This window comes from Paraglaciecola aquimarina, from assembly GCF_032464635.1.
Classification (GTDB): Bacteria; Pseudomonadota; Gammaproteobacteria; order Enterobacterales; family Alteromonadaceae; genus Paraglaciecola; species Paraglaciecola aquimarina.
The window spans coordinates 4,013,545-4,031,762 of record NZ_JAWDIO010000002.1; the positions used below are offsets into that span (position 1 = coordinate 4,013,545).

Sequence of the window (18,218 nt, forward strand, 5' to 3'; positions counted from 1 at the left end):
CAGTGAAATATCTCTACAAACAACTTAAACCGTCTAATAACAAAGATCAACACCTCTTAGACAGAGGTTTTGACTTTAATCATTCAAGGTAAAGGCAATTTCTTTTATCACATTTCTAAAAATTGCCACACTTCGCAGCAGATTGTATGTCCTTAACTAACCTGTTTTTAATCGATTTCACCTAGCACTTTGATTGCACTCTCTTTTTGTGCTTGATCACCTTTTTGAATAATTTCATCCAGTAATTCTCTAGCAGAATCAAGCTCACCAATTTCAATATAGGCATGAGCTAAATCTAGTTTAGCGCCTATACCGTTATCTGCATCCACATCAATCATTTGCAAATCATCATCTTCACTTACAAATGGTTCTATTGACATATCTAAATCTAATTCTTTTACATTTTCTTCAAAGGACTCAGCTGATGCACTGTCATCAAGAAGTGCTTCAACATCCAGAAAATCCTCCTCGTCTAGCGCATCAAGTTCTTCTTCTGGAGATTCATTCAATAGTGCTTCAATGTCGATGCCCGTATCATATTCTTGTGCAGCAACAGGTTCATCATCATCTTTACTATCAATAGAGTCTAACAAGTCATCGAAACTAGATTCTTCTAATTCATCCAAGAGCTCTGAATCTTTGTCTGACTGACTACCATCTAACCAATCACCCAATCCAGGTAAGTCATCTAACTCATCGGCTGCTGAATCATGCTTGGTTGCCGAGTCATCATCAAATTGCCCTAGGGCTTCATCCAAAGCGAGATCATCAAAGTTAGAAACTGACGCGATATCATTAGGCTTTTTCTCTGCATGCGTAGTGTCATTATGCTCGTTAGCGAAAAAATCTTCTGCCGCCGCACCGAATTCTAAATCGTCTAGCGAACCGATAGTCGTTGAATTATTGGAGGTTAAATCTTGTAACACCTCATCTAATTCTTCGTTTTCAAAATCTTCTAAAGCTCTCTCTAGTTGATCTTCGTCTAGCGAGCTTTCAATTGATTCTAGATCATCGAGTTCACTAAGCTCTTCAAGGTCAAGCTCAAGCTCGTCAATATCGACTTCTGATTCAGCTTCGACTTCTGCTTCTGCTTCAGCTTTGGCTTCTGGTTCAGCTTCGGCTTCTGGTTCTACTTCAATTTCTGGCTCAGCTTCGACTTCTGCTTCAGCTTCGACTTCTGGTTCAGCTTCGACTTCTGGTTCAGCTTCAATTTCTGGTTCTGCTTCGACTTCTGGCTCTGCTTCGACTTCTGGCTCTGCTTCGGCTTCTGGTTCAGCTTCGACTTCTGCTTCAGTTTCGACTTCTGGTTCAGTTTCGACTTCTGGTTCAGTTTCGACTTCTGTTTCAGCTTCGACTTCTGATTCAGCTTCGACTTCTGCTTCAGCTTCAGCTTCAGCTTCAGCTTCAGCTTCAGCTTCAGCTTCAGCTTCAGCTTCAGCTTCAGCTTCGACTTCTGCTTTGGCTTCTGGTTCAGCTTCGGCTTCTGGTTCTACTTCAATTTCTGGCTCAGCTTCGACTTCTGCTTCGACTTCTGGCTCTGCTTCGACTTCTGGCTCTGCTTCGACTTCTGGCTGTGCTTCGACTTCTGGCTCTGCTTCGACTTCTGGTTCAGCTTCGACTTCTGGTTCAGTTTCGACTTCTGGTTCAGTTTCGACTTCTGTTTCAGCTTCTACTTCTGATTCAGCTTCGACTTCTGATTCAGCTTCGACTTCTGGTTCAGCTTCAATTTCTGGTTCTGCTTCGACTTCTGGCTCTGCTTCTACTTCTGGCTCTGCTTCGGCTTCTGGTTCTGCTTCAATTTCTGGTTCAATTTCTGGTTCAGCTTCGACTTCTGGTTCAGCTTCGTCTTCTGTTTCAGCTTCTACTTCTGTTTCAGCTTCAATTTCTGGTTCAGCTTCAATTTCTGGTTCAACTTCAATTTCTGGTTCAGCTTCGACTTCTGGTTCAGCTTCAATTTCTGGTTCAGCTTCAATTTCTGGTTCAGCTTCAATTTCTGGTTCAGCTTCAATTTCTGGTTCAGCTTCGACTTCTGGTTCAGTTTCGACTTCTGGTTCAGCTTCGACTTCTGGCTCTGCTTCGGCTTCTGGTTCTGCTTCGGCTTCGGCTTCTGGCTCTGCTTCGACTTCTGGCTCTGCTTCGGCTTCTGGTTCTGCTTCGACTTCTGGCTCTGCTTCGACTTCTGGCTCTGCTTCGGCTTCTGGTTCTGCTTCAATTTCTGGTTCAGCTTCAATTTCTGGTTCAGCTTCGACTTCTGGTTCAGCTTCAATTTCTGGTTCAGCTTCGACTTCTGGTTCAGCTTCGACTTCTGGTTCAGTTTCGATTTCTGGTTCAGCGTCTTCTGCAATTTCATCTAAAACATCATTTAATAGTTCGTCGTCAACCTCGCTTTCAAGCTCATCTAACGTTTGAATACCGTGTTGAACATTTTCTGGGTCGACTGCCTCTTCGTCTTCGTCAGGCAACATTTCACGCATTTGCTCTACTTGTTCAAGCTCATCAATCAATGAGCCTGTCACTTTGTCTAATTCTTCATTCTGCGCAGCTATTTCTTTATCAAGTGACTGCAACGATTCTTCATTGAATTCTTCCGATTCACCAATAGGACTGTTCTCTGGCAACATGTTGGACTGCGAGTCTTCTAGCAGTTCATCAATGCTAATTTCAGGTTGTTCGACTTCATTTTGTTGCTCTGCTACCCCCTCACTCTCTTCAATCAGTATATCTGCAGGATCGTCACCAAGATCAATTTCAGCTAATAGGCTATCATCCGCATTGTTATCTGCGTCCTCATCTTCAACCTCAGCTAGTAAATTGTTTTCTTCAGCAAACAACTCATCCAAATCATCCTGTTTTATGGCTCCACGATTCTTTGCATCTTCCTCTAGAAGGTCATCGCCAAGTTCATCGAATATTTCAGATTCTTCGACTAACGGCTCATCCAATTCATCTTCAGTGAAATCTTCCAGCGACTCTTCCAACTCATCAGACAGTACATCATCTAAAACATCGTCCTCTCCAAACAAATTGTCATCATCTAATTCGTCTTCCACTTCTTCAGATAATTCAGCGCTTAACGCATCAGATAAATCATCCATTTCTATGGTGTGCTTATCTAATGTCAAATCTTGTTCTAAATCTTCATCAATGGGCGTTTCAACAACTGAGGACTTACGTTTAATCAACCAATAGGCTAGACCTGCTAAGGTCAATAAAACAGGCAACATAGATAACAAGATGAGGTTTATTGGGTCATTCAGCCAAGACGACTGCTGCTTTGCAATTAGCGCCTCTTTCTCGGCTTTTTCTTTACGGGCTTGAGCTAATAATTCTTCAACGCTTTTGTCTATTTGTGCTACCTTTTCGTCACTCTTTTCTCCCTGAGTACGCATATTGGTAAGATCGGTATCCACTTTTTCAAGACGTTCAAATAACTTTCTGTTTTCCTCTAGTATTGATTGAACACTACTAATCGACTCAGCAAATTGTTTCCTAATGGCCATAAACTGCCGAGTTTGTAGGTCATTAATATCCCCTAATTTTTGCTCTAAAATTTGCTTGGCTTCGGTTAACTCAGTTTGACTTGCCGCGACTACCTCTGGTTGTTTGGGATTGTTACCAGCGCCTCCTGCAGAAGACTGTAATTTTTGCTTATCTGTTTCAGCTCGACTTGCAGCTTGCTGTTTATTGACTCTTGCAATGTAACTTTCTGAAGGGAGTCTTAACGTAGAACCGTCTTTCAACAAATTAATATTATTTTGTTCAAAAGCGTCAGGATTAAGCTCAAAAATAGCTTGCATAACCTGATAAATCGAAAGCGCGCTGTTTTGGCGATAACGTTGGGAAATCTGCCATAACGTATCAGAAGACTCAATTGGACCGTAGGTAACGCCGGAAAATTCAGGTGCAGAATTCTTAGGGCCTTTAATCCTAACGTTTTCAAAATCAGCGGCGTAAACGGCGGATGTCACAAAAGTCAATAATACAACGATTTGCACCGCTATCTTTCGCAAATTCATAGAGTTCCTTTTTAATCTCAGCATGCTTAACTGACAAACTAGCTCGGTTTAATGTTAGGGCAATAAATGAAGCTAAGTAGACAAATATTTATTTAAATGAAACACAATTATTGTTGTTAACTAAACACTCATACTTTTAATCCTAATACCGCCTGTTTACTAGCTATATTCATTGACAATAATGCGATACCAATGATTTTAGGTATAGATGTTTTAATGCCACTGCCATTTAATTGGCATTATAAAACACATTAGCAAATCATATTCCAAGTTTCACAACAATAAATTATTTTCACAACTATAAACTAGATGCAAATTTTGGTCTATAACACTAGATGTTGTTTTTAAAGGGTTATCGCCTATTTATAATTCAACAAGTGACGAGCATAATTTACCCCTTTAATTCAAGAGCGTTTATGCCTGTCGATCAAAAAAGCCGCAATAAATTGCGGCTTTTTTGACACATTAAATTTTACATATAGTCGCGAATAAGTACTTCAGCGATTTGTATACTATTAAGTGCCGCACCTTTACGTACGTTATCTGCAACAACCCACATATTAATGCCATTTGGGTGAGTGATGTCATTTCTCACTCGGCCCACATATACATCATCTTTTCCGCTAGCATCACCTACTTGAGTAGGAAACTCCTCTCTATCGGCTTTCAAGGTAACGCCTGGGGCATCAGCTAACAGCGCTTTCACTTCTTCAGCATCAATCGGTGCACGCGTTTCTAAATGAATTGATTCGCCATGGCCAAAAAACACAGGAACACGAACAGCGGTAGCATTCACTAAAATACTGTCGTCACCTAAGATTTTTTTCGTTTCCCAGACCATCTTCATTTCTTCTTTGGTGTAGTCATTGTCAGTAAAGACATCAATTTGAGGGATCACGTTAAAAGCAATTTGACGGCTAAACGCCTCTACCTTAACTTCTTTACCACTTAACAATGCTGCTGTTTGGTTGGCCAACTCATCCATTGCAGTTTTACCAGCACCCGAAACACCTTGATAAGTAGATACGTTGATACGGTCAATACCCACAGCATCTTGAATCGGTTTTAGTGCAACCATCATTTGAATAGTTGAACAGTTTGGGTTTGCAATGATATTACGATTGCGAAAATCAGCTAGAGCTTGAGGATTGACCTCTGGCACAACTAAAGGAATATCAGCTTCGTAGCGGTAATGCGACGTGTTGTCTATTACTACGCAGCCAGCTTCCGCAGCCATTGGCGCAAATTTTTCAGAAACACTACCACCTGCAGAAAAGAAACCAATTTGAACTTGACTCCAATCAAATTCATCAGCATTTAACACAGTAATTTCTTCTCCCTTGAAGGTCACCTTACCACCGGCAGAACGTGCGCTAGCTAATGGATAAAGTTTGTTGACCGGAAATCCTCTTTGTTCAAGAATTTCGATCATATGTTGTCCTACTAATCCAGTAGCACCCAACACTGCGACATCAAAGGCCCGAGACATGTTTACATTACTCCTAAAAATTTAAATTTATATTAATTGTTTGGTTACTTGTATATTCACAAAAATCCAAGGTCGTAGATTGCCTTTGAATTAACAAAATTTCCAGCATTAACCTTAATTGCGGAAAACTCTCTTCTTATAGGATAGTGTTTTCGGATATATCTAAATTGTTCTCCACCATCAACCTGCGCCTTAAATTGGCGGTCATCATCAGCAATATTGTATACATCCAGTACTATATTTCTAATACCTTGCCAGAACGGTTCGGTCGATTCTAAGGCAATATCGCTCGGAGCAGCAATTGGCAAATAATCAGTCAATTCCTTATTTGGCTGGATATTAAGTTGTTGGCACAAGTCCAAATACAACATTTCCGTCCCACGAGCTTTTCCTTCAATAGTATGCCCAGCTATATGCGCCGTAGCCAACGCAGTAAATGGCATGAGTTCAAGATTGATGTCGGGTTCATTTTCCCACACGTCTAGCACCAATTGAAACCTATGCCCTTCTTTAAATAATTCAAGCGCAGCTTGATTATTCAATACCTCACCACGACAGGCATTGATCAGGACTTGCCCATCAGACAGTTGCGCAAGTTGTGCCTTGTCAAACATATTCTCTGTCTTATAAACGCCGTCTTTAACCCAAGGCACATGTAGGGTAATGACATCGCACTGCATAATTTCTTGCATTGACACAAATGTTCTAGAGTCCCCATTATCTTGTAACGGTGGATCACACAATTTGTAATTAATCCCTAGTGCTGATAAATGTTTAGACAACGCGGTTCCAACATGACCGGCACCAATAATACCTATAGTTTTGTCAGCCACTTGCCAATCTAGTTTGTCGGCCATCACGAATAATGTACTTAACACATATTCGGCCACGGCCACGGCATTGCAACCTCCAGCAGAGAAAAATGGAATTCCACGACTCGCTAAGTATTTAATATCAACATGATCCGTACCCGCCGTAGCAGTCCCCACAAATTTTAGATTTGTGGCTAAATGCAGTAATTCCTGATTAACTTTAGTAGTTGAACGAACCAGCAAGACATCGGCATCTTTAATGGTTTCAGCATCAATTGTTTTATGAGAAAACACAACTGCTTCACCCAAATCTGCAAAAAATTCCGCCGCGTATGGCATGCTGTCTTCGTAATATATTTTCATCTTTAACTGTCAGGGTTGAAATATGAGGGCAGACATTATGCCATAGTGGATATTTTAAGAAAACTAGCCAAATTACTCTGCGACTAAACGAGCTCAATATGCCGTATTCAGGATAATTAAAAGTTTTTGATTCATGGTCAAGCCTTAAGCAAGAGCTGCGCTCTTTTATGACAGGATAGAACGCAGAAGACTTCTACCGTTTTTTTGTGTTGACGGCAAACGACTAAAACGAATCGGACCGTTGTCAACTCCAAAAGGTTTACCTGATAAACATCCCCTTAATCCAATTGTTTTGCATACTCACTGAAGCGCTGGAATAGCATGTAATTGCTACATTAAACACTCAAATTTACCAATAATAACAGTATTCCAATCAAGCCTAAAACGAAGACTACACCAATGACGACAAAGGGTACAAACGACTCTTGCTCAAAATCACTCTTATAATTAGCATTGCTTTGCACCCCCAACATACTTGCGGCGACACCTTTAAATACCTGCCATAAATTAGTTTTTTTGCTAAGCTTTTTCATCGACTTATCCTTGAAAAACAAAAAAGCCAGCATAAGCTGGCTTTTGTCAATTTGCACGTTTTTCAGACAATTAATCTTGGTACTTTTGCATAACTAAGGTCGCGTTAGTGCCACCAAAACCAAAGCTGTTAGACATAACTGTCGTTAAAGTAGTCTCACGAGTTTCTGTGACAACGTCCATACCTTCGGCTTTTTCATCTAAATTCTCAATATTAATTGATGGTGCAATAAAATCATTTTCCATCATTAATATGCTATAGATAGCTTCGTTTACACCAGCCGCACCAAGAGCATGACCAGTCATCGCTTTGGTCGCACTAAGCGGAGGCGTAGTCTCACCAAATACTTCGCGGATAGCCCATAATTCTTTAACATCTCCTACCGGAGTTGATGTACCATGAGTATTAATATAATCAATTGGTTTATCAATGCCTTGCATAGCTTGCTGCATGCATCGCACTGCCCCCTCACCAGATGGAGCAACCATATCAGCGCCATCTGATGTGGCACCGTAGCCAACAATTTCAGCATAAATCTTAGCACCGCGAGCCAAAGCATGTTCGAGTTCTTCAACTACCACCATGCCGCCACCGCCAGCGCCAACAAAGCCATCTCTAGCAGAATCATAAGTACGAGATGCTTTAGTAGGATCATCATTATACTTAGTAGACATAGCTCCCATCGCATCAAATTCTGCTGACAAAGTGTAATGTAACTCTTCACCACCACCAGCAAAAATAATATCCTGCTTGCCTAACTGAATTTGTTCCAACGCATTACCAATACAATGCGCACTAGTTGAACAAGCCGAGCTAATCGAATAATTGACACCTTTAATTTTAAAAGGAGTCGCTAGACAAGCAGAAACAGTACTTCCCATACAACGTGTAACCATATATGGCCCGATACGTTTCACGCCTTTTTCACGTAAAATATCTATCGCTTCGACTTGGTTTTTCGAAGATGCGCCACCTGAACCAGCAATGATCCCGGTTCTAACATTAGACACTAAATCATCGGTTAGTCCAGAATCCTCAATGGCTTGCTGCATTGCAATATAGGCATAACCAGCTGCTTCACCCATGAAACGTAAAATTTTACGGTCAATGTGTTCTTTAATGTCTAAATCGACTTTACCCCAAACTTGGCTACGCAAGCCAGCTTGCTGAAACTCTTCAGAAAAAGTGATTCCCGAGCGACCTTCTCTTAGAGACTCTGTCACTTCATTTTTATTGTTACCAATACTAGATACAATACCTAGCCCGGTAATTACTGCTCTTCTCATGATTAACCCTTCAAGAAAAATTTGTGGACATATTAATGAATTTTAACGAACAACTGGTCTGCTTTGAGCGTACAAGTGTTAGCTTAAATGAAATCTAAGTAAAAGCCAACAATTGTTACTCCCCCAATCAAGACACCCATGATTAAATTCGACGAATCCGCAATTTGAACTAGACTAACGGTAGTGATTCAACCAAGGATGGCCATGATGCCTCAGTCTCGTAAAAGCCAAATCAGTTTAGTCGACACCCCTTATTATCATTGTGTTTCACGCTGTGTTCGCCGTTCATTTTTGTGTGGTGAAGATACGTTGACAGGCCAGAGCTATGAACATAGGCGGGCTTGGGTTGAAACACGCTTGCTTCATTTAAGCCGTATCTTTGCTATCGACATTTGCGCCTATGCGGTGATGAGCAATCACACTCATGTGGTGCTGTGCGTGAACAAACCATTGGCTGAGCGCTGGACGGTGAAACAAGTGCTCGTTCGCTGGCATCAACTGCATAAAGGCACCTTGTTGTCGCAGCGGTTTATGCGAGATGACACGTTGAGCAAGAGTGAGCGGCATACCCTTCTAGAAACCGTTGAAATTTACCGGATGCGTTTGTATGACATCAGTTGGTTGATGCGTAATCTCAATGAGTACATAGCCCGAGAAGCCAACAAAGAAGATGCCTGCACTGGCAGATTCTGGGAAGGACGGTTTAAGTCTCAAGCACTACTCGATAAATCAGCCCTACTGGCCTGCATGGCTTACGTGGACTTAAACCCCATTCGCGCCAATATGGCCAACACACCTGAGGACTCTGACCACACCAGTATTCAAACTCGGATACAAGCTTTGAGACAACACCAGCAACCCAAAGGTTTAATGCCATTTGTTGGCAACCTACAGGCAAAACATGCCGAGGGGCATCGCTTTTTCACTAAAAGATTACTGCGACCTCATCGACACCACAGGTCGTGTTATCAGAGATGATAAGTCAGGATTAATCGATACACAGCAACACCCCATTCTACAAAGGCTAGGCCTAAACAACGAACAATGGTTGACCTTAACCACCGAATTCGAAAAGCACTTTTGTTACGCTGTAGGCAGTGAACATTTAATGCGAAACTTCAGCCTACACACCCAACATCAAAAAATACGAGGCATAGGTAAAGCCAAAACCCTACTCAAACACGCTTAGCCTTTTTTCCAAAGTAACAAACCTCATCAACATCGCTGTTGAGAATTAGCATGCCTGATATTCCCCCCCCCACAAAATCACGTCATCATACCCGCAAACATCATCAATTTAGTTGTCTTGAGCATAATTTAAACCGAATGGATTAGAAAAGCGGGAGCTAAGATGGTTTAAAGCTCGATTTTGTCATGGGTGTATCAATTGGTTGGTGTCTCAATTGGTTGGTTATGGGTGTCTCAATTGGTTGATTGGTTGATTGGTTGATGGGTGTCTCAATTGGTTGGTTTGATCTCCTCTACTTTTTCAAAGTCTGGGGGCAATTGCAGGATATCCACATAAAGAATACTCAACATCAATTGTTGCTATTCGTTTGATCCTTTAAACTAAAGACTTTTGTACTAGTAAAAAACTGTTAGGCAATCACTTGAGTATTAACACCGCAAATATTGAATTTAATGAAAATGGCACACCTATTGCGACTGAATTTGCAGATATTTACTTCTCAGACTCCCAAGGATTGGCTGAAACTCACCACGTATTCATCGCCAATAATCGGCTGCTCGAACGTTGGTCTAGTTGGAAGTGTGGATTTTTTACCATTGCTGAGACAGGATTTGGCACCGGATTGAATTTTTTAGCGACTATTGCGTTGTTCGACAACTACCTTTTAAGTAATCCGCAGGCTGAACTTAATTTACATTTTATTTCGATTGAAAAGTTCCCTATTTCAGCCAATGACCTCAAACAAGCGTTGACGGTTTATCCAGAGTTGCAAGTTTATTCTGAATCATTGCTAAGACAATACCCGTTGCCAATCGCTGGATGCCATCGCCTCAATTTTTTGCAAGGTCGTGTCACCTTAGATTTATGGCTCGGTGATGTTCATCAAGTGTTACCTCAGATACAAAATACCTCTACAGGTATAGTTGACGCTTGGTTTTTGGATGGTTTTGCGCCGAGTAAGAATCCAGAAATGTGGACGCAGTCTTTATTCGAACATATGGCCAGATTGGCGAAAGATGCATGCAGTTTTGCAACGTTTACCGCAGCCGGTCATGTTCGCCGAGGTTTGATTCAAGCAGGATTTGCAGCCCAGAAATGTCACTGGACACGGACGCAAGAGAGAAATGTTGGCAGGCACCTTTTGTCGTCAAAAAAATGCGCCAGCACGTTTACCTTATTATGTACGTACGGGTTACCAACCTCACCAAGCAAACGAACAACACCTCCCTAGTGTAGCTATTATAGGTGGAGGATTGGCCGGAGCTAATTGTGCTTATGCGCTGGCTAAAAAGGGCTTAAAGGCTAATATTTATTGTAAAGACGCCAGTCTAGCCCAAGGGGCATCGGGCAATCCTCAAGGCGGCTTTTATCCTCAGTTGAATGCAGAGGCGGGCGTATCCAGTCAAATTCATGCGGCGAGTTTTACTTATGCATCTCGCGTTTATAAGCAGCTATTAGTGGATGGTTTTGACTACACCCACAATTGGTGCGGCACATTGCTATTGGCATTCAATGGGAACGTCACGCGTCGCTACCATAAAATGATCGACAATCAGACTTGGCCCACTTCTTTTATACATTGGCTAACAGCCGAGCAAGCCAGTCAACAAGCGAATATCCATTTACCTTATCCGGGATTATTTGTGCCTGACGCGGGTTGGATCAATCCAGCGCAATTAATCCAAGCGCTAATAACCGCCAGCCAAACTGACGTGACGCCTAACAAAAATTTAAGTGATTTAACACGACAGCACAATACATGGCAATTAACTTGGGCGGACGGTAGTCAAAGCTCGGCAGATATAGTGATACTAGCCACAGGCAGTGACAGTGTTGATATCCCACTCATTGCAAACTTACCGTTCCGCTTAGTACGAGGTCAAGTTGAAGCAGTACCCAGTCAAGCAGAATTAGCCGACTTAGCTACCGTGCTTTGCCATAAAGGCTATCTAACCCCAGCATGGCAACAAAGACATGCATTAGGTTCAACTTATATTAAAAATGATAGAGATTGCGAGTACCGTCAGTCAGAACAAAGCACCAACCTCTGCATGCATCAAAAAGCCCTAGCCAATTGCAATTGGATACACAATATTTCGACTGACAGCACAGGACGAGCAGCCATAAGAGCCAGTACCCCTGACCACCTGCCTATGGTGGGTGCGGTACCAAATTTCCAGCAACAAAAAGTAGCATACCAAGATTTGTACAAAGCACTGCCAGCAGCCCGTTACTCTTTGCCAATTGATCATCCCAACCTATATATGTTATCGGGCTTGGGCTCTAGGGGTTAAGTACGGCACCTTTATGTGCTGAAATGTTAGCCAGTCAAATCACTGGACAAGCGCTTCCATTACCTAATCAATTGCTTGATGCACTCAACCCGAATCGATTTTTAATACGTGGCCTTATTCGCAGAGAAATTTAACGATCTAGTCTAACCTAAAGCTTACTAATCGAGGTTGCGAACTAGACGCGTAAAGACAAATAGTTTTTTATCTTTGATAGAGTTACTGCTATTAAAAAATGCCACAACCCACGCCCTTTCGTGATCCATAACCGAAGGGGTTGACGTCCAAAAATCATCTGAAGGAGTATTCGGAAAAAATAACTCATTGATAGCGGGTCGTACGCATTTTCGCTCGGTCAAACTGGCCAACTCTTTTATATTCGGCACTCGCCAACCTAGTTTATCCGCATACTGGTAGCCATGGGCGGCCTGTAAAGCTTGTTGCCAGCTTAACTCACTGGCGTCGCCCTCACAGGTTTCGTTTTGCCATGTTTGTCCCAAGCTACAGCGCATCCACATAAGACCCAACGATAAGTCCGTTGCCGTACCGTCTCCATTATCTAAAAACTCTTCTTCTTGCGTGGCGGCGTCAAAATCTACCAGACAGGTTTGACTCATTGCAGCGAAAGACCAAAATAAACACCCCAGAATTAATAAACGCATATTATCGACCTGCCCTAACTAAGCGAATGCTCGCTGCTGTAGATTTATGTAAAAAATTATCATTGCCTGATGTAAAGTCTATCGCCCAAGCATTTTGGGCACCTTCAGCAGAGGTGCCATCAGCACTAGATTCTCCAGTCCAATACCAAACCGGCGAGCCCAACGCATCACTGGTATAAGGGAAGTATTCCTCATCAACAGTAGGCGCGCTAGTTCTACCAAAATGAACAATCGACAATAATTCTTCATGAGTTGGCAGTCGCCAATCTCTAAAATTACATAGACCTTGTTGGTTAACTTCGTTTACAAAAGCACTAGAATTACACTCGGCCAAATTGCAAACGGCATTAGTGGCCTGTTCATCCCCTTGGAATTCTATCTCACTCTCTTGGTACCAAGAAAAGGTGTGTTGACTACTGTGTAAGGTGGTTGTAGAAACAGCCGTTTTAACTTCCCATACCAAACCGGTAATATTATCTCTCACACAACTCCAATCTTGCGACGGGTCATCGACTTCGTCGCCAACTACATCTAACTTTGTAAAATCAAAGCCTTGCTGTCCTCGACCCGCTTTAGCCGACAAGCCATTCTGGTGAATAACATCTTGTCCACGTTGCCCGTCTTGCCCTGGGAAACCCGCCTGATAAAGACTCACCACTTCTGTGTTGTTAGCTTGTTGTGTCACACCAGTATCATTTAACGGTTGAATAGGTAGAGGTTTAACCGTTACCGTTATACTGTCTTCTACTTCATTACCTTGAAAATCTTCTATCTCTAGTGTGAAGGTAACACTTTGTTGTTGCGAAACTGCAGGGGCAATAGCATAAGTTTCTAGATTGCTTTTATCGGCGATGATAGGCGTATTTTCAGAGTCGTTTAGCCAGTTTGAAGTTAGTGGCCTAGAAGCCGCAATGTTAGTACTGGCAGCGCCATTTAAATTTATTATCTCGCCCGAAAAAACTTCGTGATTAACTCCTGCTTCTACTTTAGGCAAGGTTTGACTAGCACTTTGAATCGCCAAATTGACAACTTGTGTATCCTTTGCTCCTTCTTGGTCCGTCACGGTTAGGCTAAGGGTAATAACATTTGGTTCATCTACAATAGGCGTTGCAAAAGACAAAGTATCACCTACATTATTGATCCCCTCTAATATTGGTTCTCCGGCGGTTTGTTGCCACAAGTACTCGGCAATGGCGTCAGAATTTGCCGGAGGATCGGAATCCGTACTGGAACTTCCATCAAGGGTAATAATCTCTCCCGCGGGGAATTCATTTACAGACAAATTGGCAAAACTAGGCACAGTTAGTACTGCGGCTGGTAAGTTGTTAATAGGATTAACGGTGAATATCACTTCATCAGAACCACGATTACCGTTTTCGTCAATCACCACAGCTGTTAGCGTATAAATTTCTGTTTCAGTCACCGTTGGCGTAGTAAAACTAGCAAGACCTGTAGCAGGATCCTCATGGGTTATCGTGAGTGCTGGTGTAGCACGCCATGAGTAAGTATAAGTGTCAGAATCACCAGATACTTGGGCATTAACCGTAATCAATGTCTCTTCATTTACCGTTTTATTTTGTCCAGCATTCACTAACACGTCGGGCGTATCTTGCCCCGTATTACTATCAAGAGAACCTCCAGAGCAGCTGACAAAAAGTAAACTCACTACCCCAAAAATCAACAACCGTTTATGCACAACGCTCATAAAATAATTTACCAATATGAAGGAAAAAAACGTGAAAATTACAATTAGTAAAGCAGTAACTATACCAACCTTAAATAGCCAGCCATTTTAACAATGGCGACACACAAGGTTGTGAGAAATGAAGTGAGCGTTAGAAAATGCCAATCATTAAATTACAGCTATGGTCTGAGCAATATCGTTCAGTACAAACAACCGAAGGTAGCAACGATTGGCAAACTTGAAATCAGTGCCGCTATTTAGCAGCACTAATAATAATGCGAGCTTGAATTATGAATAAAACGGAATGAAGCAAAAACACTGGCGACGAGATGAATTTGCCAGTATTGATGTAAACACCAACAAAGCCGAGGCCTTTACACTCCTGTTTTTATATCTTCTAAGTGATATTTGTCGATCAATGAGTATAAAGTGGGCCTAGTCACACCCAATAACTCGGCGGCTTTCGACATATTTTTATCTGCCACCAAATAAGCGTTGCGTATAGCTCGACTTTCAGCATGCTCCCGTACTTCTCGCAAATTTAAAGACGTGAGGGTTGGCCCCTCGTCTTTAACAATTAAGCTTAGGTCTTCGGCTTGGATTTGATTACCTTCGGCCATGATCACGGCAGATTTTAATTTATTCTGCAATTCACGAATATTACCCGGCCACTTATGTTGTTTCATCGCTAAAATAGCTGAATCACTAAAGCCTTTAATTTTGGTTTTGAATTCTTCGTTATATTGGGCTAAAAATGTTTTAGCCAGTAACACTACGTCATTATCTCGTTCTCGTAGTGGCGGGATCATGATACTGATTTCACCGACTCGATAAAATAAATCTTCGCGGAATGTCTCTTCCGCCACCATCGATTGCACATCCCTGTGGGTTGCACAAACCACCCTAATATCGACTGGTATTTCGCTACGACCACCTACACGCTCGATTACCCGCTCTTGTAAAAAGCGCAACATTTTAGCTTGCAGCCCAATCGGCATATCACCAATTTCATCTAAAAATAAGGTACCATTTTGAGCCGATTCTATTTTGCCTGGAGTGGTTTTGTTAGCGCCAGTAAATGCCCCTTTTTCATACCCAAACAATTCACTCTCTAATAAATTTTCTGGGATTGATGCACAGTTTATCGCCACAAAGGGTTTGTCTTTTCGTAGACTATGTTCATGAATACTGCGCGCAAAGACTTCTTTACCTGTGCCGCTCTCTCCCAGTAATAAGGTACTGATATCGGTTTGAGCTATTCGCTCGGCTTTTCTACTGGCTAATAATATTCCTTCACTTTGACCTAAAATACGGTCCATCGAAGGTGCTACAGCACTCAGGTGGCGATTTTCCATTTCTAAATCAAATAGATTGATTGCACGACTCACTAAAACTTGGATCGTATCTGAATCAATCGGCTTCTGATAAAAGTCGTAAGCGCCAATTTTAATTGCTTTCAACGCATTTTGTTTGTCATTGTTCCCCGTCACCACTATTACTTTAGTTTGTGGTGCGAGCTCTAAAATCTCTTCTAGCGTAGCTAATCCTTCACTAGCATTGGTTGGATCGGGAGGTAACCCCAAATCCAATGTAACAACCTTGGGCTCATACCGTCTGAGTTGAGCAATAGCCGACGCCCGATCTTCTGCAAAAATCACGTCGTAACCCGTAAAGCTCCACTTTAGTTGCTTTTGAATTCCTAAATCGTCATCTACTACTAAAATCTTATCCATGTAGTTAAACCCTTATATATGCGTAATTACTAGTGTGCTGGAATTCGTAATGTAAACGTACTGCCTACTTGAATTTCACTTTCAACAATTAATTGTCCACCTATTTTTTCTAGGTAGGCTTTAGCATCATATGCCCCAATCCCCATTCCAGCGTTCCCTTTGGTTGTATCAAAAGGTTTAAACAGCCTAGTCCGAATAAAGTCTTTACTCATTCCCGACCCATTATCTACAATTTTTACTATGACAAATTTTTCGTCAAGCGTTTTTTCTAGAATAATATTAACTTCTCCCTGATCGTCAGTCGCTTGTTGTGCATTGCTTATTAAGTGATACATCACATTACTAAACTTATCTTGATCTAATACTACAGGTGATTCATCCAATATTTTTAGCGTTGGGTTAGGTAAATAAGAACCACACCTTTGTGCAATAACTTGCTCTATACATGTAGATAATGTCACAACGCTATCTGAGCCTATTGGCACAGTGTTTTTTTCAGTGAGTTGACGTAACATTTTGTCCATACGTGCTTTGGTATGATGCAGTGTTTCAAAGGTATCTTCAATAAATTCAGGATTATCTTTGTGTTGTTCCGCATTGCACAGAATCAAATCAATTTGTGCTAAAACGTTCTTGAGATCATGTACCACAAACGCTGACATTCGCGTAAAGGCAGAAAATTGTGCGTTTTCTGCGACTTCTTGGGCTGCTAAATGATGAAATACAAAATTTGAAATCTGCGCGGAAACGACCGTTAAATAGTCCCGCAATTCCCAATTTAATTTTTTACTCGTATTTTCATCGCCCTGAATGGCCACCACTCCCCACAAATTTTCCCCTTGATAAATAGGAATAACCAATTGAAATGACACGTCATTGAGCAATGCGTGATTGACTTTTAGGCCTTCATACATAAAGGTTTCACCCTAAGCTCATCAATATCTACAATCCAATTTTTACTCTGAAAGAATTCACAAAAGGTGTATAAAACAGATAATTCGCTTTGCGACAAATCATCTTGATCAATATTAGCAATCATCTCCAATCTACTATTGTTTAACTTCAAAAAGCAGCCTTGCTTATAATCAAACGCTTTTATAAATCCTCTGAGCCCGGTGGCATAAACATTACCTTCTGGGTCACCAGCATCGAGACATTCAGTTAACTTCAACCATTCGTGACGGTAGTCAAATTGATTAGCAAAAAAGTGTTTAGTAATAAATACTTTAATCTTGGTTCTAAAAACTCAAAGATAAAAATAAGGTCGCCAATAAGGCTAAAGACAACGCAACCAGCACCACCTGGATAGTAGAGGTCCATTCACCGCCTAAATATTGCACTGCATAGCCAACCAGTGCCATAACAAATAAATAGCCACCTGCCACCATCAGCAATGTACTATGCATCACTACTTCTCGAGAAATATAAATCTCAACTCCCCAAGTTTTGACTCGTCTAATAGCTAAAATTAAGAATGGAATAAAGGCAGTGTAAATATATCCCATAGCAGCAATATAACTAGGGTGAATGTTTTCTACCATTAGCGCGTTAGCAAATGTCACAAAATCAAAAATACTGATTGCGGCTAAGTATAAAATCAATGGCTTAAGCGCCCAGGCGTTATCACCAGCTTGGCGATAAATCACTTCGAGCAAAACCAATACTTCTAATGCAATAATAGTCTGTAAAAGAAACTCCCACTGCCGATCGTCTATTCCTACAGCCAGTAAAATCAGGGCAATAATTGGCAAGGCCAAAATAAGCCAAGTATCTGCACGGCACAATACATCGGCAATTGTCTTAAAATTATCTTTTAAACAGGAGGCGAGAAATAACAACCAGAAGAAATTTTTGATATTGTCAAAAACGAGTAAGTGAACAATTGTCATCGGCGACAAAAAAAATGGCACGATAGCCCATAAACAAGTTGAAGCCGTCGCTAAAATTAATAGATATTTCGCTAGCCCTGACTTACGTACGGTTAACAGCAATAAAAGTAAAAATATATAACCTATTGTACAAACTGCGTAACCAATTGTTATTAGCATAAATAAACCTGTTTATCCTTCACATCTATACCTTTCATTCTTGAAAAGAATGCTTTATTACTGAGAAAACCTATTCGTGTCAACTACGGGATAGGGTTACTCGAGTGGCGATG

Annotated in this window: 8 protein-coding genes and 3 pseudogenes; 2 read left to right on the forward strand and 9 right to left on the reverse strand. The window is 41.4% G+C overall.

The features are described 5' to 3' along the window. Positions 1 to 167: 167 nt before the first annotated feature. The 5 genes from RS130_RS19795 to fabB form a co-directional block, all read right to left on the reverse strand. Positions 168 to 4,016: a FimV/HubP family polar landmark protein gene (locus RS130_RS19795; RefSeq protein ID WP_316027349.1), complete on the reverse strand. Its 3,849-nt coding sequence runs from the start codon at positions 4,014 to 4,016 to the stop codon at positions 168 to 170. 472 nt (positions 4,017 to 4,488) lie between these two features. After that, on the reverse strand, positions 4,489 to 5,505 hold the full coding sequence (locus tag RS130_RS19800; RefSeq protein ID WP_316027350.1) for an aspartate-semialdehyde dehydrogenase: 1,017 nt from the start codon (positions 5,503 to 5,505) through the stop codon (positions 4,489 to 4,491). Between the two features lie 56 nt (positions 5,506 to 5,561). After that, a complete protein-coding gene (locus RS130_RS19805; protein WP_316027351.1) occupies positions 5,562 to 6,680 on the reverse strand; it encodes a 4-phosphoerythronate dehydrogenase in 1,119 nt (372 codons plus the stop codon). A gap of 335 nt (positions 6,681 to 7,015) precedes the next feature. Beyond that, positions 7,016 to 7,213, reverse strand: coding sequence for a DUF2970 domain-containing protein (locus RS130_RS19810; protein ID WP_316027352.1), 198 nt, complete (start codon positions 7,211 to 7,213; stop codon positions 7,016 to 7,018). 70 nt (positions 7,214 to 7,283) lie between these two features. Continuing rightward, the gene (gene fabB, locus RS130_RS19815) at positions 7,284 to 8,498 is read right to left on the reverse strand and encodes a beta-ketoacyl-ACP synthase I (RefSeq protein ID WP_316027353.1); all 1,215 of its coding nucleotides are present in this window, start codon (positions 8,496 to 8,498) and stop codon (positions 7,284 to 7,286) included. 207 nt (positions 8,499 to 8,705) lie between these two features. Between fabB and RS130_RS19820 the strand changes: the two are divergent. Continuing rightward, positions 8,706 to 9,687 (forward strand): annotated as a pseudogene (locus RS130_RS19820) (transposase). Between the two features lie 421 nt (positions 9,688 to 10,108). After that, positions 10,109 to 12,115, forward strand: a pseudogene (gene mnmC / locus RS130_RS19825) (bifunctional tRNA (5-methylaminomethyl-2-thiouridine)(34)-methyltransferase MnmC2/FAD-dependent 5-carboxymethylaminomethyl-2-thiouridine(34) oxidoreductase MnmC1). Positions 12,116 to 12,139: 24 nt separating this feature from the next. Here mnmC and RS130_RS19830 read toward each other — a convergent pair. The 4 genes and pseudogenes from RS130_RS19830 to prsK form a co-directional block, all read right to left on the reverse strand. After that, on the reverse strand, positions 12,140 to 12,640 hold the full coding sequence (locus RS130_RS19830) for an Lcl C-terminal domain-containing protein (protein WP_316027354.1): 501 nt from the start codon (positions 12,638 to 12,640) through the stop codon (positions 12,140 to 12,142). 1 nt (position 12,641) lies between these two features. Continuing rightward, on the reverse strand, positions 12,642 to 14,345 hold the full coding sequence (locus RS130_RS19835) for an Lcl C-terminal domain-containing protein (RefSeq protein WP_316027355.1): 1,704 nt from the start codon (positions 14,343 to 14,345) through the stop codon (positions 12,642 to 12,644). 353 nt (positions 14,346 to 14,698) lie between these two features. Then, positions 14,699 to 16,057, reverse strand: a complete 1,359-nt coding sequence (gene prsR, locus RS130_RS19840) for a PEP-CTERM-box response regulator transcription factor (RefSeq protein ID WP_316027356.1) — start codon at positions 16,055 to 16,057, stop codon at positions 14,699 to 14,701. A 29-nt stretch (positions 16,058 to 16,086) separates the two neighbouring features. Beyond that, positions 16,087 to 18,105: pseudogene (gene prsK / locus RS130_RS19845) on the reverse strand (XrtA/PEP-CTERM system histidine kinase PrsK). Positions 18,106 to 18,218: the final 113 nt, after the last annotated feature.

Excerpts from the sequence above, each read along its gene's own strand:
- fabB (WP_316027353.1), bottom strand. The coding sequence starts at position 8,498 with ATGAGAAGAGCAGTAATTACCGGGCTAGGTATTGTATCTAGTATTGGT.
- RS130_RS19795 (WP_316027349.1), bottom strand. The coding sequence starts at position 4,016 with ATGAATTTGCGAAAGATAGCGGTGCAAATCGTTGTATTATTGACTTTT.
- RS130_RS19810 (WP_316027352.1), bottom strand. The coding sequence starts at position 7,213 with ATGAAAAAGCTTAGCAAAAAAACTAATTTATGGCAGGTATTTAAAGGT.
- RS130_RS19800 (WP_316027350.1), bottom strand. The coding sequence starts at position 5,505 with ATGTCTCGGGCCTTTGATGTCGCAGTGTTGGGTGCTACTGGATTAGTA.
- RS130_RS19835 (WP_316027355.1), bottom strand. The coding sequence starts at position 14,345 with ATGAGCGTTGTGCATAAACGGTTGTTGATTTTTGGGGTAGTGAGTTTA.
- RS130_RS19830 (WP_316027354.1), bottom strand. The coding sequence starts at position 12,640 with ATGCGTTTATTAATTCTGGGGTGTTTATTTTGGTCTTTCGCTGCAATG.
- RS130_RS19805 (WP_316027351.1), bottom strand. The coding sequence starts at position 6,680 with ATGAAAATATATTACGAAGACAGCATGCCATACGCGGCGGAATTTTTT.
- prsR (WP_316027356.1), bottom strand. The coding sequence starts at position 16,057 with ATGGATAAGATTTTAGTAGTAGATGACGATTTAGGAATTCAAAAGCAA.